This window comes from Nitrospirillum amazonense (genome assembly GCF_007828045.1).
GTDB classification, from domain to species: domain Bacteria; phylum Pseudomonadota; class Alphaproteobacteria; order Azospirillales; family Azospirillaceae; genus Nitrospirillum; species Nitrospirillum amazonense_C.
Genome location: NZ_VITN01000011.1, coordinates 1 through 14,961, shown reverse-complemented (window position 1 = coordinate 14,961; position 14,961 = coordinate 1). Strand labels below are relative to the sequence as shown.

General features: G+C 67.0%; 14 protein-coding genes. 5 read left to right on the top strand and 9 right to left on the bottom strand.

Annotated features, from left to right (window positions below; translation table 11 throughout):
- Positions 1-4: 4 nt before the first annotated feature.
- Both clpS and FBZ89_RS17330 read right to left on the bottom strand, forming a co-directional pair.
- Positions 5-349 carry an ATP-dependent Clp protease adapter ClpS gene (gene clpS, locus FBZ89_RS17335; protein WP_040843733.1) on the bottom strand — a complete coding sequence of 115 codons (345 nt, stop codon included), beginning with the start codon at positions 347-349 and terminating at the stop codon, positions 5-7.
- Positions 350-609: 260 nt separating this feature from the next.
- Positions 610-1,170 carry a phasin family protein gene (locus tag FBZ89_RS17330; protein ID WP_145751144.1) on the bottom strand — a complete coding sequence of 187 codons (561 nt, stop codon included), beginning with the start codon at positions 1,168-1,170 and terminating at the stop codon, positions 610-612.
- A 528-nt stretch (positions 1,171-1,698) separates the two neighbouring features.
- Here FBZ89_RS17330 and FBZ89_RS17325 point away from each other — a divergent pair.
- Together FBZ89_RS17325 and FBZ89_RS17320 are read left to right on the top strand one after the other, a co-directional pair.
- Positions 1,699-3,102, top strand: a complete 1,404-nt coding sequence (locus FBZ89_RS17325) for a D-alanyl-D-alanine carboxypeptidase family protein (RefSeq protein ID WP_246172293.1) — start codon at positions 1,699-1,701, stop codon at positions 3,100-3,102.
- 11 nt (positions 3,103-3,113) lie between these two features.
- A complete protein-coding gene (locus FBZ89_RS17320) occupies positions 3,114-4,058 on the top strand; it encodes a CPBP family intramembrane glutamic endopeptidase (protein ID WP_186457410.1) in 945 nt (314 codons plus the stop codon).
- 56 nt (positions 4,059-4,114) lie between these two features.
- Here the strand turns inward: FBZ89_RS17320 and pgmG are convergent, their stop codons facing one another.
- The 3 genes from pgmG to galU form a co-directional block, all read right to left on the bottom strand.
- Positions 4,115-5,506, bottom strand: a complete 1,392-nt coding sequence (gene pgmG / locus FBZ89_RS17315; protein WP_145751142.1) for a phosphoglucomutase/phosphomannomutase PgmG — start codon at positions 5,504-5,506, stop codon at positions 4,115-4,117.
- A 30-nt stretch (positions 5,507-5,536) separates the two neighbouring features.
- The gene (locus tag FBZ89_RS17310; protein ID WP_145751141.1) at positions 5,537-6,856 is read right to left on the bottom strand and encodes a UDP-glucose dehydrogenase family protein; all 1,320 of its coding nucleotides are present in this window, start codon (positions 6,854-6,856) and stop codon (positions 5,537-5,539) included.
- 262 nt (positions 6,857-7,118) lie between these two features.
- Positions 7,119-7,988 (bottom strand): UTP--glucose-1-phosphate uridylyltransferase GalU, encoded by an 870-nt coding sequence (gene galU, locus FBZ89_RS17305; RefSeq protein ID WP_145751140.1) that lies wholly within the window; start codon positions 7,986-7,988, stop codon positions 7,119-7,121.
- Positions 7,989-8,523: 535 nt separating this feature from the next.
- Between galU and FBZ89_RS17300 the strand changes: the two genes are divergently transcribed.
- The 3 genes from FBZ89_RS17300 to FBZ89_RS17290 all read left to right on the top strand — a co-directional run bounded on the left by FBZ89_RS17300 (position 8,524) and on the right by FBZ89_RS17290 (position 11,303).
- Entirely contained in the window at positions 8,524-9,174 is a 651-nt protein-coding gene (locus FBZ89_RS17300) for a LuxR C-terminal-related transcriptional regulator (RefSeq protein ID WP_145751139.1), read from the top strand.
- Positions 9,175-9,213: 39 nt separating this feature from the next.
- Positions 9,214-10,212, top strand: coding sequence for an SAM-dependent methyltransferase (locus FBZ89_RS17295; protein ID WP_145751138.1), 999 nt, complete (start codon positions 9,214-9,216; stop codon positions 10,210-10,212).
- Positions 10,213-10,397: 185 nt separating this feature from the next.
- Positions 10,398-11,303 carry a sterol desaturase family protein gene (locus tag FBZ89_RS17290; RefSeq protein ID WP_145751137.1) on the top strand — a complete coding sequence of 302 codons (906 nt, stop codon included), beginning with the start codon at positions 10,398-10,400 and terminating at the stop codon, positions 11,301-11,303.
- Positions 11,304-11,354: 51 nt separating this feature from the next.
- Here the strand turns inward: FBZ89_RS17290 and FBZ89_RS17285 are convergent, their stop codons facing one another.
- From FBZ89_RS17285 to FBZ89_RS17270, 4 genes are all read right to left on the bottom strand, one after another.
- Complete coding sequence (locus FBZ89_RS17285) at positions 11,355-12,569, bottom strand: BaiN/RdsA family NAD(P)/FAD-dependent oxidoreductase (protein WP_145751136.1); 1,215 nt, start codon at positions 12,567-12,569, stop codon at positions 11,355-11,357.
- A 9-nt stretch (positions 12,570-12,578) separates the two neighbouring features.
- On the bottom strand, positions 12,579-12,995 hold the full coding sequence (arfB, locus tag FBZ89_RS17280) for an alternative ribosome rescue aminoacyl-tRNA hydrolase ArfB (protein WP_425465963.1): 417 nt from the start codon (positions 12,993-12,995) through the stop codon (positions 12,579-12,581).
- A gap of 143 nt (positions 12,996-13,138) precedes the next feature.
- Entirely contained in the window at positions 13,139-13,918 is a 780-nt protein-coding gene (locus tag FBZ89_RS17275) for a Crp/Fnr family transcriptional regulator (protein WP_145751135.1), read from the bottom strand.
- A 151-nt stretch (positions 13,919-14,069) separates the two neighbouring features.
- A complete protein-coding gene (locus FBZ89_RS17270; RefSeq protein WP_145751134.1) occupies positions 14,070-14,684 on the bottom strand; it encodes a hypothetical protein in 615 nt (204 codons plus the stop codon).
- Positions 14,685-14,961 lie beyond the last annotated feature (277 nt).

The following is a 14,961-nucleotide window of genomic DNA, read 5'->3' as shown; positions in this document are numbered from 1 at the left end:
CCTACTAATCCTTCTCCAAGGTGCATTGCAGGGGATGCTGGTTCTGGCGCGCGAAATCCATCACCTGGGTCACTTTCGTTTCCGCCACCTCGTAGGTGAACACGCCGCACACGCCGACGCCGCGGCGATGGACATGCAGCATGATCCGCGTCGCTTCCTCTCGGTTCTTCGAGAAGAAACGCTCCAGGATGTGAACGACGAACTCCATGGGGGTGTAGTCGTCATTCAACATCAAGACCTTGTACATGGAGGGCTTCTTGGTCTTGGGCTTGGCTTTGACCACGACACCGGTGTTGGTGCCGTCGCCGCCAGTGCCGCCCTCATTTCCCTGACTATCGAACTCCGTCATGGCCTTCCAGGTACGTGTCTCTCGGGGTGGTCATCCCAGGAATAATATGAGATCGCGGCGGGCCGTTGGAAGACCCCTGGTAACCTTATTCATGCCTGGAGTGCGATTGCCGCACGGAAATCACCCGGGCGCAAGCGAACCTTGCGCCATGCAACGGTGGCCGTCACAGCGGGCAAAACAAAACCCGGCAGGCGCGGGCCTACCGGGTTCGTCAGCATCGGCGATGTCGCCGGGCCGCATGGCGCGGCCCAGGCCGTCACTCAGGCCGCCAGGCGCGGCTTGCCGAACTTGGTCACGACCGCGTTGACGCGGGCGGAAATGGGCTCGATCGCCTCGTTGGCCAGCTTCACCGACAACTCGGAGGTCTTGGTGGCCTCGCTAACCAGGGTATCGAAGCTGGTCTTGGCAAATTCGGACTGCAGGTCCACGGCCTCGCGCAAGGTCTTCACGGCCAGCAGGGCCTTGGTGGCCGACACGCTGCTCTCCAGCGAGGACTGGGCGTAGGCGACGAAGGACTTGGACAGGCTTTCCAGGCCCTTGGCCAGGACGGTGGAGGACAGGACCAGGGCGTCGACCGTCTCCTTGTTGAAGGCGGTCAGCTCCTCATAAGCCTCGAAAGCCTTCTTGCTGGCCTTTTCGACCTGCTCCTTGGTGAGGGCGACGGCCTGCTCGTAATTCTTGGTCACGGTGCCCTGCGCGGCGGCCGCGGTGGTCTCGGCCGTCTGCTTCGTGGCGGCGGCGGTGTTCACGACGGCGTCGGTGACGACCTTCTTGGCGCGCGCAACGGTAGCGGTGGGGGCGGTAGTATTCGCGGTGGTCATATCAGTGCTCCTTCCAATGATCGCTAATGATCCATCGGCCGCCCGATGCGGCCCGTACCCGGGTCAGGCAAACCGGCATCGGCCGGGTGGCGTGCCTGCGGCGAACGGCCCATTTCGCGGCACCGTCATGTTGCGTCGCAGCACAATGCCTTATCTGGACCCGCAAAAGGGGATTGTCAACCGATTTTTGTGCACCGCAAAAATTTGGTCACATGGGATTTAGGCGTTGCATACGAGTGTAATTCGCGGCGTTTCGGCGTAAAATCGGCTTTCATAGATCAAACCGCCTAGCCACCGATGCCTCGGAAGGGGCGCCTATGTTGCGGCGCAATATGTCATACGAATGAGCATGACCACCCCGGTGGGGGTAGCGGATGTGCCGGAGTCGCGGCGCATCATGTAAAGGCCGCAGTCAAAATCCATGCATCCTTCGCCCTTAACCGTATTTTCAATACTGGACAGCGAATCATCGTGCCTTTACTTTTGTCGCCACCAACGACATGGCATCGGCGGAAGGGGCAGTTCACCGTGACCCATTGGAATCGCACACACCTGGCGCGACGCCCGGGTTTCGCCGCCCGGCGCTTGCGCTGGGCCGCCCTGGTCCTGATGGCCTGCTGGGCCCTGGCGCCGGTGAGCGCTTTCGCCAAATACGCCGCCATTGTCGTGGATGCGGAAACCGGCCAGGTGCTGCACGCCGCCGGTGCCGACACCCAAAATTATCCGGCGTCCCTGACCAAGATGATGACGCTGTATTTACTGTTCGACGCGCTGGACGCCGGCCGCGTCACGTTGGATACACCCTTCAAGGTTTCCGCCCACGCGGCCGCCCAGGCGCCGAGCAAGCTGGGCCTGGACGCGGGCGACACCATCCGCGTGCGCGACGCCATCCTTGCGTTGGTCACCAAGTCCGCGAACGACGTGGCGGTGACGGTGGGCGAGAACCTGGGGGGCAGCGAGCCGCGCTTCGCCCAGATGATGACGGCCAAGGCCCGGGCCCTGGGCATGAGCCGCACCACCTTCCGCAACGCCTCGGGCCTGCCCAACACCGGCCAGGTCACCACGGCCCGCGACCTGGCCCGCCTGGCCCAGGCGCTGATCCACGACCACGCCAAGCAGTACACCTATTTCAAGACGGCCAGCTTCACCTACAACGGTGAGACCATGGCCAATCATAATCACCTGATGTCCCGCTACCCGGGTATGGACGGCATCAAGACCGGCTTTATCAACGCATCCGGCTTCAACCTCGTGGGGTCCGCCGTGCAGGACGGCCGTCGCCTGATCGCCGTGGTCATGGGCGGCAGCAGCGCCGTGTGGCGCGACAACCGCATGGCCGACCTTCTGGACGAAGGCTTCGCCACCAAGCCCGGCGAGGTGCTGACGGCCGAGGCCCCCATCCGCGCCCCGCGTGGCCGCGACGCCGTGCAGGTGGCCAGCGCCGATACGGCCGGCAGCCAGGACGGCGCCACCTCCGAAGGCGATGAGGACGAGGCCGACGAGACCCCGGCGCCCAAGGCCACGAAGGCCGGCACGGGCGTCCGGCTGGCGAGCGCCGCCGGCAAGGCCGCCAAGGCCGTGGGCAAGGCGGCCGAAAGCGTGGCCGACCATACGCTGCTGGCCGCCCCGGCCGAGGCCGCGCCCGCCGTCGCCACCGGCGCCAAGGGCAAGACCATTCCGGCGGGGTGGAGCATCCAGGTGGGCGCCTACAACGACCGCGCCGCCACCCAGGCCGCCATCGCCCGCGCCACGCAGAAGGGCAAGGGCCTGCTGAACGCCGCCGTGCCCAACGTGGTGGAGATATCGTCCGCCAAGTCCACGCTGTACCGCGCTCGCCTGGCGGGCTTGAGCGAGAAGAACGCCCGCGCCGCCTGCGTCCAGCTGCGCCGCCAGGGGCAGGGATGCATCACCATCGCTCCGGGCGCCAGCTGATCCCTTCCCCGGTGTCGCGAGCCCATCACGCGGTGGCCCCTTTCGCGGCAGGCGGTGAGGCCGCCGTACCCTCCCTCCTGGCCCTGGCCCGCCAACGGCGCGAGCCGTGGTGGGCCTTTCTCGGCGGCTTGGTCATCGTGATCCTGGGCGCCATCCTCATCGCCGTGGTGCTGGTGAAGGTGCCGCAGTGGGCCCATCTGGACCGGGCGATGAAACGGGACGACGGGCTGCGCGCCATCGTCGACCTGTTGACGATGCTGGGCAGCGTCGCCGCCGCCCTGCTTCCCCTGGCCTTGGCGGTGCGCTGGTTGCACGGGCGCCCGCTGCGCAGCCTGTTGTCGCCCCTGCCCGGACTGGATGTGGGCCTGGCCCTGCGCTCCGCCCTGCTGTGGGGCGGGCTGGTGCTGCTGGCCGTCGTGGCCAGCGGCTTGGTGGATGTCTGGAACGGGGAGCCCTTTGCCCCCGGCGGCCAGCCCTGGCCCCAGGTGCTGGCCTTCGCGGTCGCCACCGGCTGGATGGTCGTGCTGCAGGTCACGGCGGAGGAGGCGCTGTTCCGGGGCTACATCAGCCAGGGCCTGTACGCCGTGACCGGCAGCGCCTGGGTCACCGCCCTGCCCGTTGCCCTGATGTTCGCCGGCCTGCACACCCAATCCTGGGGCAACGCCGTGTGGGACCAGCGCGCGCTGTATTTCACCATCTCGCTGCTGCTGTCGGCGGTGACGGCCCGCGCCGGCCGGCTGGAGGCCGCCATCGGCATCCACCTGGGCCAGAACCTGACGGCCATCTATGTCATGGGTGTGCTGGGTCCTCCCTTCCCTTCCCTGCTGGGTGTGGGCGCGCCGGAGAACAAGCCAGCGGGCCTGGAGGACGTGGCCGGCGTCCTGATGACCATGGGCGCGCTGACGGGCCTTTACTGGTATTTGGGCGTGCGCCGGGGCTGGGTGGTGCGCCCATGAAAAAGGACCGCGATCCGGTTGGATCGCGGCCCTTTTCTAAACACGGATACCTGGGATCAGAAGCCTTCCGGCGCCTGGATGCCGCTCTGGCTCAGCTGGTCACGGATGCTGCCCTTCAGGCGTTCCAGGCCGGCCTCGCTGAAGGCCTCGGCGCGGGCCACCAGCACGTCCTGGGTGTTGGAGGCGCGCAGCAGCCACCAACCGTCCTCGGTCTTCACGCGGACGCCGTCGATGTCGTTGACTTCGATGCCCTTGCCCGCCAGGGCCTTGGCGCGGGCCACGATCTCGTCCACCGCCTTGAACTTGCGTTCCTCATCCACCTGGAAGCGGACTTCCGGGGTGTTGAACACGGGCGGCAGCACTGACTTCAGCTTGGCCAGGCTGCCTTCGCGGCTGACCAGGCCGGCCAGGCGCACGCCGCAATAGGGCGCGTCGTCGAAGCCATAGTACTTGTCGGCAAAGAAGATGTGACCGCTCATCTCGCCGGCGAGGGGGGAGCCCGTCTCAGCCATCTTGGCCTTAAGCAGGCTGTGGCCGGTCTTCCACATCAGGGGCTTGCCGCCATTCTTGGCGATGTCGTCGTACAGCGTCTGGCTGGACTTGACGTCGGCGATGATGGTGGCGCCCGGGTGGGTTTTCAGCACGTCGGCGGCGTAGATGGCCAACAACTGGTCACCCCAGATGATATCGCCGTGCTCGTCCACGGCGCCAATGCGGTCGCCGTCGCCGTCGAAGCCGATGCCGATGTCCGCCTTGTGGGTGTGGACGGCATGGATGAGGTCTTCAAGGTTCTCCGGCACGGTCGGGTCGGGGTGGTGGTTGGGGAAATTGCCGTCCACCTCCTCGAACAGCAGGATGTGCTTGCCCGGCAGCTTGTCGGTCAGGCGACGCAGGACATGGCCCACGGCGCCGTTGCCGGCGTCCCACACGATGGTCAGGTCGCGGGTGCCGTCATAGTCGGCCGCCAGGCGGTTGATATAATCGTCGCTGACGTCCAGCTGGCGGGAGGAGCCGGCGCCCGTCGCCAGGTCCTGGCCGTGCACCAGGCGGCCGATCTCCTGGATCTGCTCGCCATACACCGGGCCTTTGCCCAGCATCATCTTGAAGCCGTTGTAGTCCGGCGGATTGTGTGAGCCGGTGATCATCACCCCGGCATCCAGCTCCAGGTGCCGCACGGTGAAGTACAGCATGGGCGTGGGGCCGAGCCCGATGCGGATGACCTCCAGGCCGGTGGACATCAGGCCCTCGACGCAAGCCTGCTCCAGTTCCGGCGAGGACAGGCGGCCGTCATAGCCGATGGCCACGCGGGTGCCGCCGGCGCGCACCACCAGGGTGCCGAAACCTTGGCCGATGGCGCGGGCGTCGTCCGGGCCCAGGGTCTTGCCGATGACGCCGCGGATGTCGTACTCGCGCAGCACCGTGGGGTGGAACCGATGATTAGCGGTCATGACTTGCACCTGCTCCCTTGCTGCTTTGACTTATCGACGCGCCGGACGGCCGATGGACGTGTAGGTGAAGCCGGCGGCGCTCATATCGTCAGGATTGTAGATGTTGCGTAGGTCGACCAGGACCGGCGCCTTCATGGACCGGCGCACCCGGTCCAGATCCAGCGCGCGGAATTCGTTCCATTCGGTGATGATGGCCAGGACGTCGGCGTCCTGGATGGCGGCATAGGCGTCGGCGCACCAGACCACCCCCGGCAGCAGATGCTCCGCCTCCTGCATGCCGGCGGGATCGTAGGCCTGGACGGTGGCGCCCAGACGCTGCAGTTCCGGGACGATGTCCAGCGACGGCGCGTCGCGCATGTCGTCGGTGTTCGGCTTGAAGGTCACGCCCAGGATGCCGATGCGCTTGCCCTCCACGGTGCCGTTGGCGGCGGCCACGATGCGGCCGGCCATGGACTTCTTGCGCTTGTCGTTGATGTCGATGACCGTCTCGACGATGCGCAGGGGCGATCCCACGTCGGCCGCCGTGCGGGCCAGGGCCAGCGTGTCCTTGGGGAAGCACGAGCCGCCGTAGCCGGCGCCGGCGTGCAGGAACTTGCGGCCGATGCGGCCGTCCAGGCCGATGCCCTTGGCCACGTCGTGGACGTTGGCGCCCACCTTCTCGCACAGATCCGCCACCTCGTTGATGAAGGTGATCTTGGTGGCGAGGAAGGTGTTGGCCGCGTACTTGATCAGCTCGGACGTTTCCAGGCTGGTCATGACGATGGGCGTCTCGATGAGGTAGAGCGGCCGGTACAGGGCCTTCATCACCGCTCGGGCGCGGTCCGATTCGGCCCCGATCACCACGCGATCGGGGCGCATGAAGTCCGCGATGGCGGCACCCTCGCGCAGGAACTCGGGGTTGGAACAGACGTCGAAGTCCAGGCCGGACCGCGTCTCCCCGATAATGCGCGCCACCTCGCGACCAGTGCCCACGGGCACCGTCGACTTGGTCACGATGACCGTGTAGCGGTCGGGATCCAGCGCCAGCGCCACTTCCTGGGCGGCGGCGTAGACATAGGACAGGTCGGCGTGGCCGTCGCCCCGGCGCGACGGCGTGCCCACGGCGATGAACACGGCGTCCACGCCCTTGACGGCGGCGGCCAGATCCGTGGTGAAGCTGAGGCGTCCAGCCTTGGCGTTCTTGGCCACCAGATCATCCAGCCCCGGCTCGAAGATCGGGATTTCGCCCCGGTTCAGGCGCTCGATCTTGCTGGCGTCCTTGTCGACGCAGACCGTGGTCACGCCGAACTCGGAAAAACAGGCGCCCGAGACCAAGCCGACATAGCCTGTTCCGATCACCGCAATGCGCATACCGATCCCCTATCGTCACGTAGTCCCGTTTCCCGCGCCCAGTATAGGCCGTGTGGGCACGCCACAGGCAGGGGGCATCGGGATCAGGGGCGGCGCCGGCGACTGGACCGGACCGCGCCCTTATTTAAGGCGACATGGCTGTGCCGCGCATGTGACCTTTTAGGGTCTTTCCTATTGGAATTAAAGCCCCGGGACAGCCCCCAAATTTCTGTCGGGGCGCGTGAAGCGGCGGCCCGGGCGATTAACCCGGGCCTGCCCCCGCTCAGAGCATTTCCTTGAGGGCGGCGCGCACCTTGGCCGCCATGTCGGGGCGCTCCAGGGCATAGGCCACGTTGGCCAGGACGAAGCCCAGCTTGTCGCCGCAGTCGAAGCGCTTGCCCTCGAAGCGGAAGCCATGGAAGGGCTGCGTGCCAATCAGCTTGGCCATGGCGTCGGTCAGCTGGATCTCGCCGCCGGCGCCGGTCTCGAACCGTTCCAGGTGATGGAAGATCTCCGGCTGCAGGATGTAGCGGCCCTGGATCGACAGGGTGGACGGGGCGGCGGCCGGATCCGGCTTTTCCACCAGACCCTTCACCTCGGCCAGGCGGCCATCGTCCTTGCCGATGTCCAGGATGCCGTATTTGTTGGTCTGCTCGCGCGGGACCTCGAACACCGACAGCAGGTTGCCGCCGACCTGGCTGTAGGCATCCATCATCTGCGCCAGGCAGGGACGATCGCCCAGCACCTGCTCGTCGGGTAGCAGCACGGCGAAGGGCTCGTCGCCGATGAATTCGCGGGCGCACCATACGGCATGGCCCAAACCCAGCGGTTCGGACTGGCGGACGTAGGCGATCTTGCCGCTGTCGATCTGGATTTCCTCGACCACCTTCAGGAGGTCGAGCTTGCCGCGATTCTTCAGCGTCTGGTTCAACTCGTAGTTCAGGTCGAAATGGTCCTCCAGCGGGGTCTTGCCCCGGCTGGTGACGAAGCAGAACATTTCGATGCCGGCCGCCTTCGCCTCATCCACCGCGTGCTGGATCAACGGCTTGTCGGCCAGCGGCAGCATTTCCTTCGGTATGGCCTTGGTCGCGGGCAGGAATCGCGTGCCCAGACCAGCAACCGGAAACACCGCTTTGCGTACGCGCTTGACCATAGACCGACCCCTGGAGTTCAAGCCCCGGATTACCCGGGGGATTATTGGAATTGGTGGGTGGGACGCCCGATTCCGGACAGCCCCGTCCGTTGGGCCCTTCTGCCACATCGACATCCAGGCACGCAATCAAGCTGACGAGACTTTCTGACGCTTTCGTGGCAAGAAAAACCGCCATTCCGGCCCATGATGGCCTATGCCGGTGTCTATATCCATGGTCGGGGGCGGCGCCCGTTGGTTGGATGAATCTCCCCTCCAAACGATAACTTTCGCCTCAATCACACCTAAATCCGTTGCTTAAATTAACCAACCCAAGTCAAATCAGCGTGACAGGGCCGGGCGGAATTTGTAGTAGTTTAGCTTAAAGTTTTGCGCCCCAATATTCCCGAACCGGGTCTGTTCATCCATACGGCGGCTGGTTTCTGCCACCAGGCAGACGCTAAAGCCGCCGCAGACGTGCCTACCGCACGTAAACAACATAATCGTCTGGGTTCGCTGGCAACCTTGGTTCCCTACTACCTCTGAACGAGAGTCGGACATGAACATCCTGATCGGTGACGACCACCTGCTGTTCCGCGAAGGCCTTTGCCGGCTGCTGACCCAACTCAGCGCCGATGCCACCTTTACCGAAGCGGGCACGTTCAACGAGGCGCTGGAGTTCGCGCAGGGCGAGCAGGAATTCGATCTGATCCTTCTGGACCTGCAAATGCCCAACTGGCCGGGCTTCTCCGGCATACAGGAAATCTGTGAAATCCAGGCCGGCACGCCGGTGGTGATCGTCTCCGCCTCCGAAAGCCAGGCGGACGTGCGCGCGGCGCTGGACGCCGGCGCATCCGGTTACATCCCCAAGTCCTCCAGCGTGAAGATCATGCTGAGCGCCTTGAACCTGGTGTTCTCCGGCGGCATCTACGTGCCCCCGGCCGCCATCCACGGTGAGGGCTCGGCCCCGGCGAGCGGTGGCGGCGGCGTGTCCAGCGGCGGCGGCGGCGGTGGCAACACCCCCGCCCTGACCCAGCGCCAGCGCGATGTCCTGCGCTGCCTGCGCGAGGGCAAGTCCAACAAGCAGATCGCCTATGAGCTGGGCCTGTCGGAAGGCACCGTGAAGATCCACGTGACCGCCGTCATGCGCTCCCTGGGCGTGCGCAACCGCACCCAGGCGGTTATTGCGTCGGCCGACATTCTGCCCTAAAGGCAGGGTATCGCTTTCCGACCTTTCAGAAGTACCGACATGACCGGTCATCCGGATGGAACCAACGCCCCGGCGAGCGCAGCTCCCGGGGCGCCGTCTTTTGACGGCGGCGAGTCGCCTGTTCCCGGCGCCGCCTACCTCGCCGCCGACGGCTTCCTTGAGCCCTTGCTGGAGGAACTGGCCGATTCGACGGCCACGGTGCATGGCCGCCTGGTGATCACCCAGGCGCCGCCGCGGCCGGCCGCCTGGTCCATCAACACCTGGCTACAGCCCCGCCGCATCGCCATCGCGTCCATCAAGGACGGCGCCCGCAGCCTGCGGGCCATCCAGCGCAATTGGGCGGTCTATGAGCATGGCCACCATCGCCGGGCCAAGCTGATCCAGGAGCAATTGCCGCACGTCTCGGCCAAGCCGCTGGTCTTCCCCGCTCCCGCCCCCACCGCCCCCCTGGGCGCCTGGACGCTGCTGGATGAGGGCACCATCCTGGCCAGCCCGCTGTGCAGCAGCGCCTTCGCCAATGGCGAGGTGGCGTTCGTGGAGGACAAGGCGACGCCGCCCAACCGCGCCTACCTCAAGCTGTGGGAGGCGCTGACCCTGGCCGGCCGCATGCCGGGCCCGGGCGACCGCTGCCTGGATTTGGGCGCCTGCCCCGGCGGCTGGACCTGGGTGCTGCAGTCCCTGGGCGCGGACGTCACCGCCATCGACAAGGCGCCGTTGGATCCGCGCATCGCCAGCCTGCCCCGCGTCACCGTGCGGCGGGAAAGCGCCTTCGGCCTGGAACCGGCCACGATGGGGCCGGTCGACTGGCTGTGCAGCGATGTCATTTGCTATCCGGAACGATTGCTGCGCCTGGTCCATCAGTGGAAGGACGGGGGCCACGCCCGCAACTTCATCTGCACCCTGAAGTTCCAGGGGGAGACGGATCACACCAGCGCCCGCGCCTTCGCCGCCATCCCCGGTTCGCGCCTGCTGCATCTGTCGCACAACAAGCATGAGTTGACCTGGATTTATTTGGCGCCCGAAACATCAGCGAATTAGCCGTTCCCGCTGTGACGCAGACCCTTGCGCCGGGTGCCGGTCTAAGCGCAGAACGATAGCGGGGCGGTCCTGGTCGTATGGGGGATCGGTCTTAAACTGGGTCACACCAGAGGCTGGTTTTCACCAGGCCCCGCCGCCGTTCCGCGTCCCCGACGATCATCGGGGCGCCTTGCGATGGGTGACGAATGCGCCGGGTGTTTTCTTGGATCGCGTGGCCAGGGCTGCTGGCCCTGTGCATTGCCGGTTATGCCTATGGGAACGCGCTGGGCCATCCCATCCTGACCTACAACATCACCTATTTCGGCATGGCCGCCGCCCTGCTGCTGCTGGAACGCCTGATGCCCTATGAGACGGCGTGGGCCAAGAGCGACGGCCAGACGCGCCAGGACATCAGCCACACGGCCCTGAACAAGGGCATCGGCCAGTTCCTGGCCAGCCTCGCCGCCGTGATCGGCGCCAATGAGGTGGCGCCGGCGGCGGCCGGGGGCATCTGGCCCGCCCACTGGCCCATGGCCGCCCAGGTGGTTCTGGGCCTGGTGGTGGCGGAGTTCGGCCTCTATTGGGCGCACCGCCTGTGCCATGAGGTGTCGTGGCTGTGGCCCTATCACGCCGTGCACCACAGCGTCACCCGCCTGTGGGTGGTGAACACCGGCCGCTTCCATTTCGTGGACAGCCTGCTCAGCAGCGGGTTCGCCCTGGCGCTGGGCATGCTGGTGGGCGCCCCCAAGGAGGTCATCGTCTGGGTGCTGGTCATCACCACCTACATCGGCTTCCTGACCCACTGCAATGTGGACATGGATTGCCGCGGCCTGAACTGGCTGTTCAACACGCCGGATCTGCACCGCTGGCACCACAGCCGCATTCCGGCCGAGGGCAACACCAACTACGGTGAAAACCTGCTGCTGTGGGACGTGATCTTCCGCACCCGCTACCTGCCCTTGGACCGCCGCCCGCCGGCGGACATCGGCACCGCCGACGCCGTGCCGCTGACCTTCCTGGGCCAGCTGGCCTTCCCCTTCCGCCGCCACAGGGCCGCCCCCATCCTGGAGGCGCCGGTGATGGAAGCGCGGGCCGAGGCCGGGGGAGACTGATTCTTTTAACCTATCAGGCGCCGGGCCCCATCAGGCGCCGGCGTCGCCGCCTCAAACGCTCTGGCCGGCGACCCAGCCTGAGGACCAGGCCCACTGGAAATTATAGCCGCCCAGCCAGCCGGTGACGTCCACGGCCTCGCCCACGAAGTGCAGGCCGGGCACGGCCTTGGCCTCCAGCGTCTTGGACGACAGGTCGTTGGTGTCGATGCCGCCCACCGTCACCTCTGCCGTGCGATACCCCTCGGTGCCGGCCGGCACCACGCTCCAGCGCCGCAATTGCTCCCCCACCGCCGCCAGGGCCTTGTCCGACAGGTCCCGCAAGGGGCGGCTTTCCACCTCTCCCGCCTTTTCCCCCGTGGTGGCGCCCTCCCCGCACAGCCGCTCGGCGAAGCGGCGGGGCAGGACATCGCCCAGGATGGTCTTCAGCTCGGCATTGGGACGCGTCCGCTTGGCCGCCTTCAGATGCTCGGCCAGATCCAGGTCGGGCGTGAGGTCCACGGTGATCGGCTGGCCCGGCTGCCAATAGCTGGACGCCTGCAGGATGCTGGGACCCGACAGGCCGCGATGGGTGATCAGCAAGGCCTCGCGGAAGGCGGCCTTGCCCGCCTTCACCACCGCGTCCAGCGCCACGCCGGACAGGCCCTGCGTCCGCGCCAGATCCTGCGGCGTGAAGGTGAAAGGCACCAGGCCGGGCCGCGGGGTCACCACGTTCAGGCCGAATTGCTTCGCCAGGCGATAGGCGAAATCGGTGGCGCCCATCTTGGGAATGGACAGGCCGCCCGTGGCCACCACCAGCTTGGGCGCCACCATCCGCCCCCGTGCCGTTTCCAGAACGAAGCCTTCATCCATACGCTGGACAGCCCGCACCGCGCAGTCCAGCCGCAGGTCCACACCGGCGTCCGCCGCCTCGGTCAGCAGCATGCCCAGGATGTCCCGGGCGGAGTTGTCGCAGAACAGCTGGCCCAGCTTCTTCTCATGCCAGGCGATGCCGTGGCGCTCCACCAGGTCCAGGAAGTCGCGCGGCGTGTACCGGCGCAGCGCCGAGATGCAGAAGTGCGGATTGGCCGACAGGTAGCGCGCCGGCTGTGCATCCACGTTGGTGAAGTTGCAGCGTCCACCCCCGGAGATCAGGATCTTGGCGCCAGCCTCGGGCGCGTGGTCGACCACCACCACCCGGCGGCCGCGCTTGCCGGCGGCGATGGCGGTGAACAGGCCGGCGGCGCCGGCGCCGATGACGATGACGTCGGGGCTGCTGGAAACGGTCATGCGGGTTTCTTAATCGATGTCGACGGAACCGCGCAGGCGCTTCACGCCGCCGCGGGTGGCCTTGGCGTCCAGCCGCCGCTTCTGTGAGCCCAGGGTGGGCCGGGTGGCGCGGCGCACGGCCTGGCGCACCGTGGCCTCGCGTATCAGCTCGAACAGCCGCTCGCGCGCGTCCTCACGGTTGCGCTCCTGGGTGCGGTGCCGCTGGGCGGTGATGACGATGACGCCATCACCCGTCCACCGGCGTCCAGCCAGGGTCTTCAGCTTGTCCTTCACCCATTGCGGCAGATTGGGCGAGGCCGCCGCGTCGAAGCGCAGCTGCACCGCCGTTTCCACCTTGTTCACGTTTTGCCCGCCGGGGCCGCCGGCCCTCAGGAAGCTTTCCTGCAACTCCGTCTCGGCCAGGCGAATCCCCGGCGCGACCAGCACGGTCGGGCCCTGAAATGGCGGTGGGGAGGATGGTGGCAACATGCGACGGAATGAAAGCAAGGGAATGAAGGCCCGTGATTTTAAACGGCCCCGCCCCACTTGTCTAACGACGGCCCCGTATGGCTGAGGCGCCGTCTTGCCCGTCACGGGCCGCCGTCAGGGAAGGGCGCGTCCACGTCCCACATGGCTACGGGCCATTCCCCCGCCTGGCGACGACGCAGCGGGCCGGGGGTGGCAAGGGCACGCAGGGCGTCGAAATCCCTGAGCACGGCCGTGGTGCCCTCCAGCACCACGCCGTGGCGGCGCAGGTCGGTGAAGGTCCAGGCCACATCCTCCGGCGTGGCGGCCAGGGCGGCGGCGACGGCCCCCATGTCCAGGTCCAGCCGGCCGCCGGCGCGGCGGTCGTTGTGTTCCTTCAGCAAATGGGCAGCCAGGCGCTGGGGCAGCGACAGGTCCTGCAAGGCGGCCACGGTTTCCACCAGAACCCGTTCCCGTGCCGCCTGCCCCGCCATCAGCGACAGGGCCAGGTCGGCCCCATCGCCCAGACGCGCGCGTAACGCCATCAGCGGCAAGACCAGCAGGCGGACCGCACCCGCCGCGCGCATGGTGAGGGGGGCGGCCACCCCGGTCAGGGCCTCCGCCAGCAGGAAAGTGGTCTCCGGTCCCCGACGCTGCCCGACATCGGCATTGCCGGCGACCAGCGTCAGGGTGCCGGACAGCAGGATGTGAATGTCGGTGAGGCGTGTTCCCTGCCGGACGGCCAAGTCGCCCGTTCCCAGATCCTGGATGTGGCACGCCGCCGCCAAGGCGGACAGCACGTCGGGCGCCAGGTGGGCGAAGGCCGGCACCGACGCCAGTTCATTCACGATCCCCCGGGCCGCCGCACCACCCACGGCACCGCCCTTTGTCACATCCACAGTCATCCACCCAACCCCATCTTGCCTGTCGGGCCCATCTTGCCTGTCGGGCGCCCCACAGGCGGGCGGCCACCTTATGCCCTATGGCAGACCCCCAATAGTCGAGCCTTTGCCTTAGGTCTTTTGGATACGCACCGTTCGGAAACGCTCCAATATCCTATCCGCCGCGACGATAACGGCGGCGTTCGCGGGCCAGGGCCGCCGACCGCGCCGCCTGGCGCCAGGCGGCGGACAGTACCGGCGCCAGGATCGCCCGTATCCCTTTGGCCAAGGCCACGACAGCCCGCCAGGCGGGCAGCGCCTTCAGCCGGTCTATCCACCCGACGATCCAGCCATGCACCCGCGCGAACCAGCGGATGGTCAGCAGCTTGTGCCGGCTGCGCTGGAACAGGCGTTCCACCGTCAGCAGCTTCAGCACCTCCGCCGCCACGATCAGCAGGATGCCCAGGCGCGTCTTGCCTTGGGCGATCAGGAAGGCGCCCAGCGGCTTGGCTGGTTCCAGCACCACCAGCGGCACCAGGAACAGTACCAGGGTGGTCCGCGGCCCCAGGCGATCAATGAAGCGGCCCAGCGCCTGGAAGGGCGACCACCGCCCCATGCGGTTGGCGAATGGCCGCACGAGGGGCAGGAAACAGACGTCGACCAGCACGTAAGCCAAGGCCGCGGCCACCGCCAGCGGGGTCAGCAGCCGTCGCAGCCACAGGCGGGCCTGCGGGCTGGGCCGCCATCCCAAGGCGCGGCGCACGCGGCCGTGCGGCTTCTGATCCGGCATCCGTTATCCTTCCTTGGGCGCCAGGCCCAGAATCTGGAATGGACCCATGACCCCGCGACGGTGGGCCGGAGCCCACCAGATGCGCAAGGTCCACTTGGCGGCATTTTTGTAGAGCCTTCTCGCACGAATGCGCGAGACACCAAAAGGAAAAGGCGCCTTCCCCGGGGGGAAGACGCCTTTCCGTCGGTGCGCCAGGCATGGCGCGAGGTGCGTAAGCACCGAGAGCCGGGTTGGTAACCGGCTTGTGACTTGGAGGTGGAAGTCCTCTACGGACCCT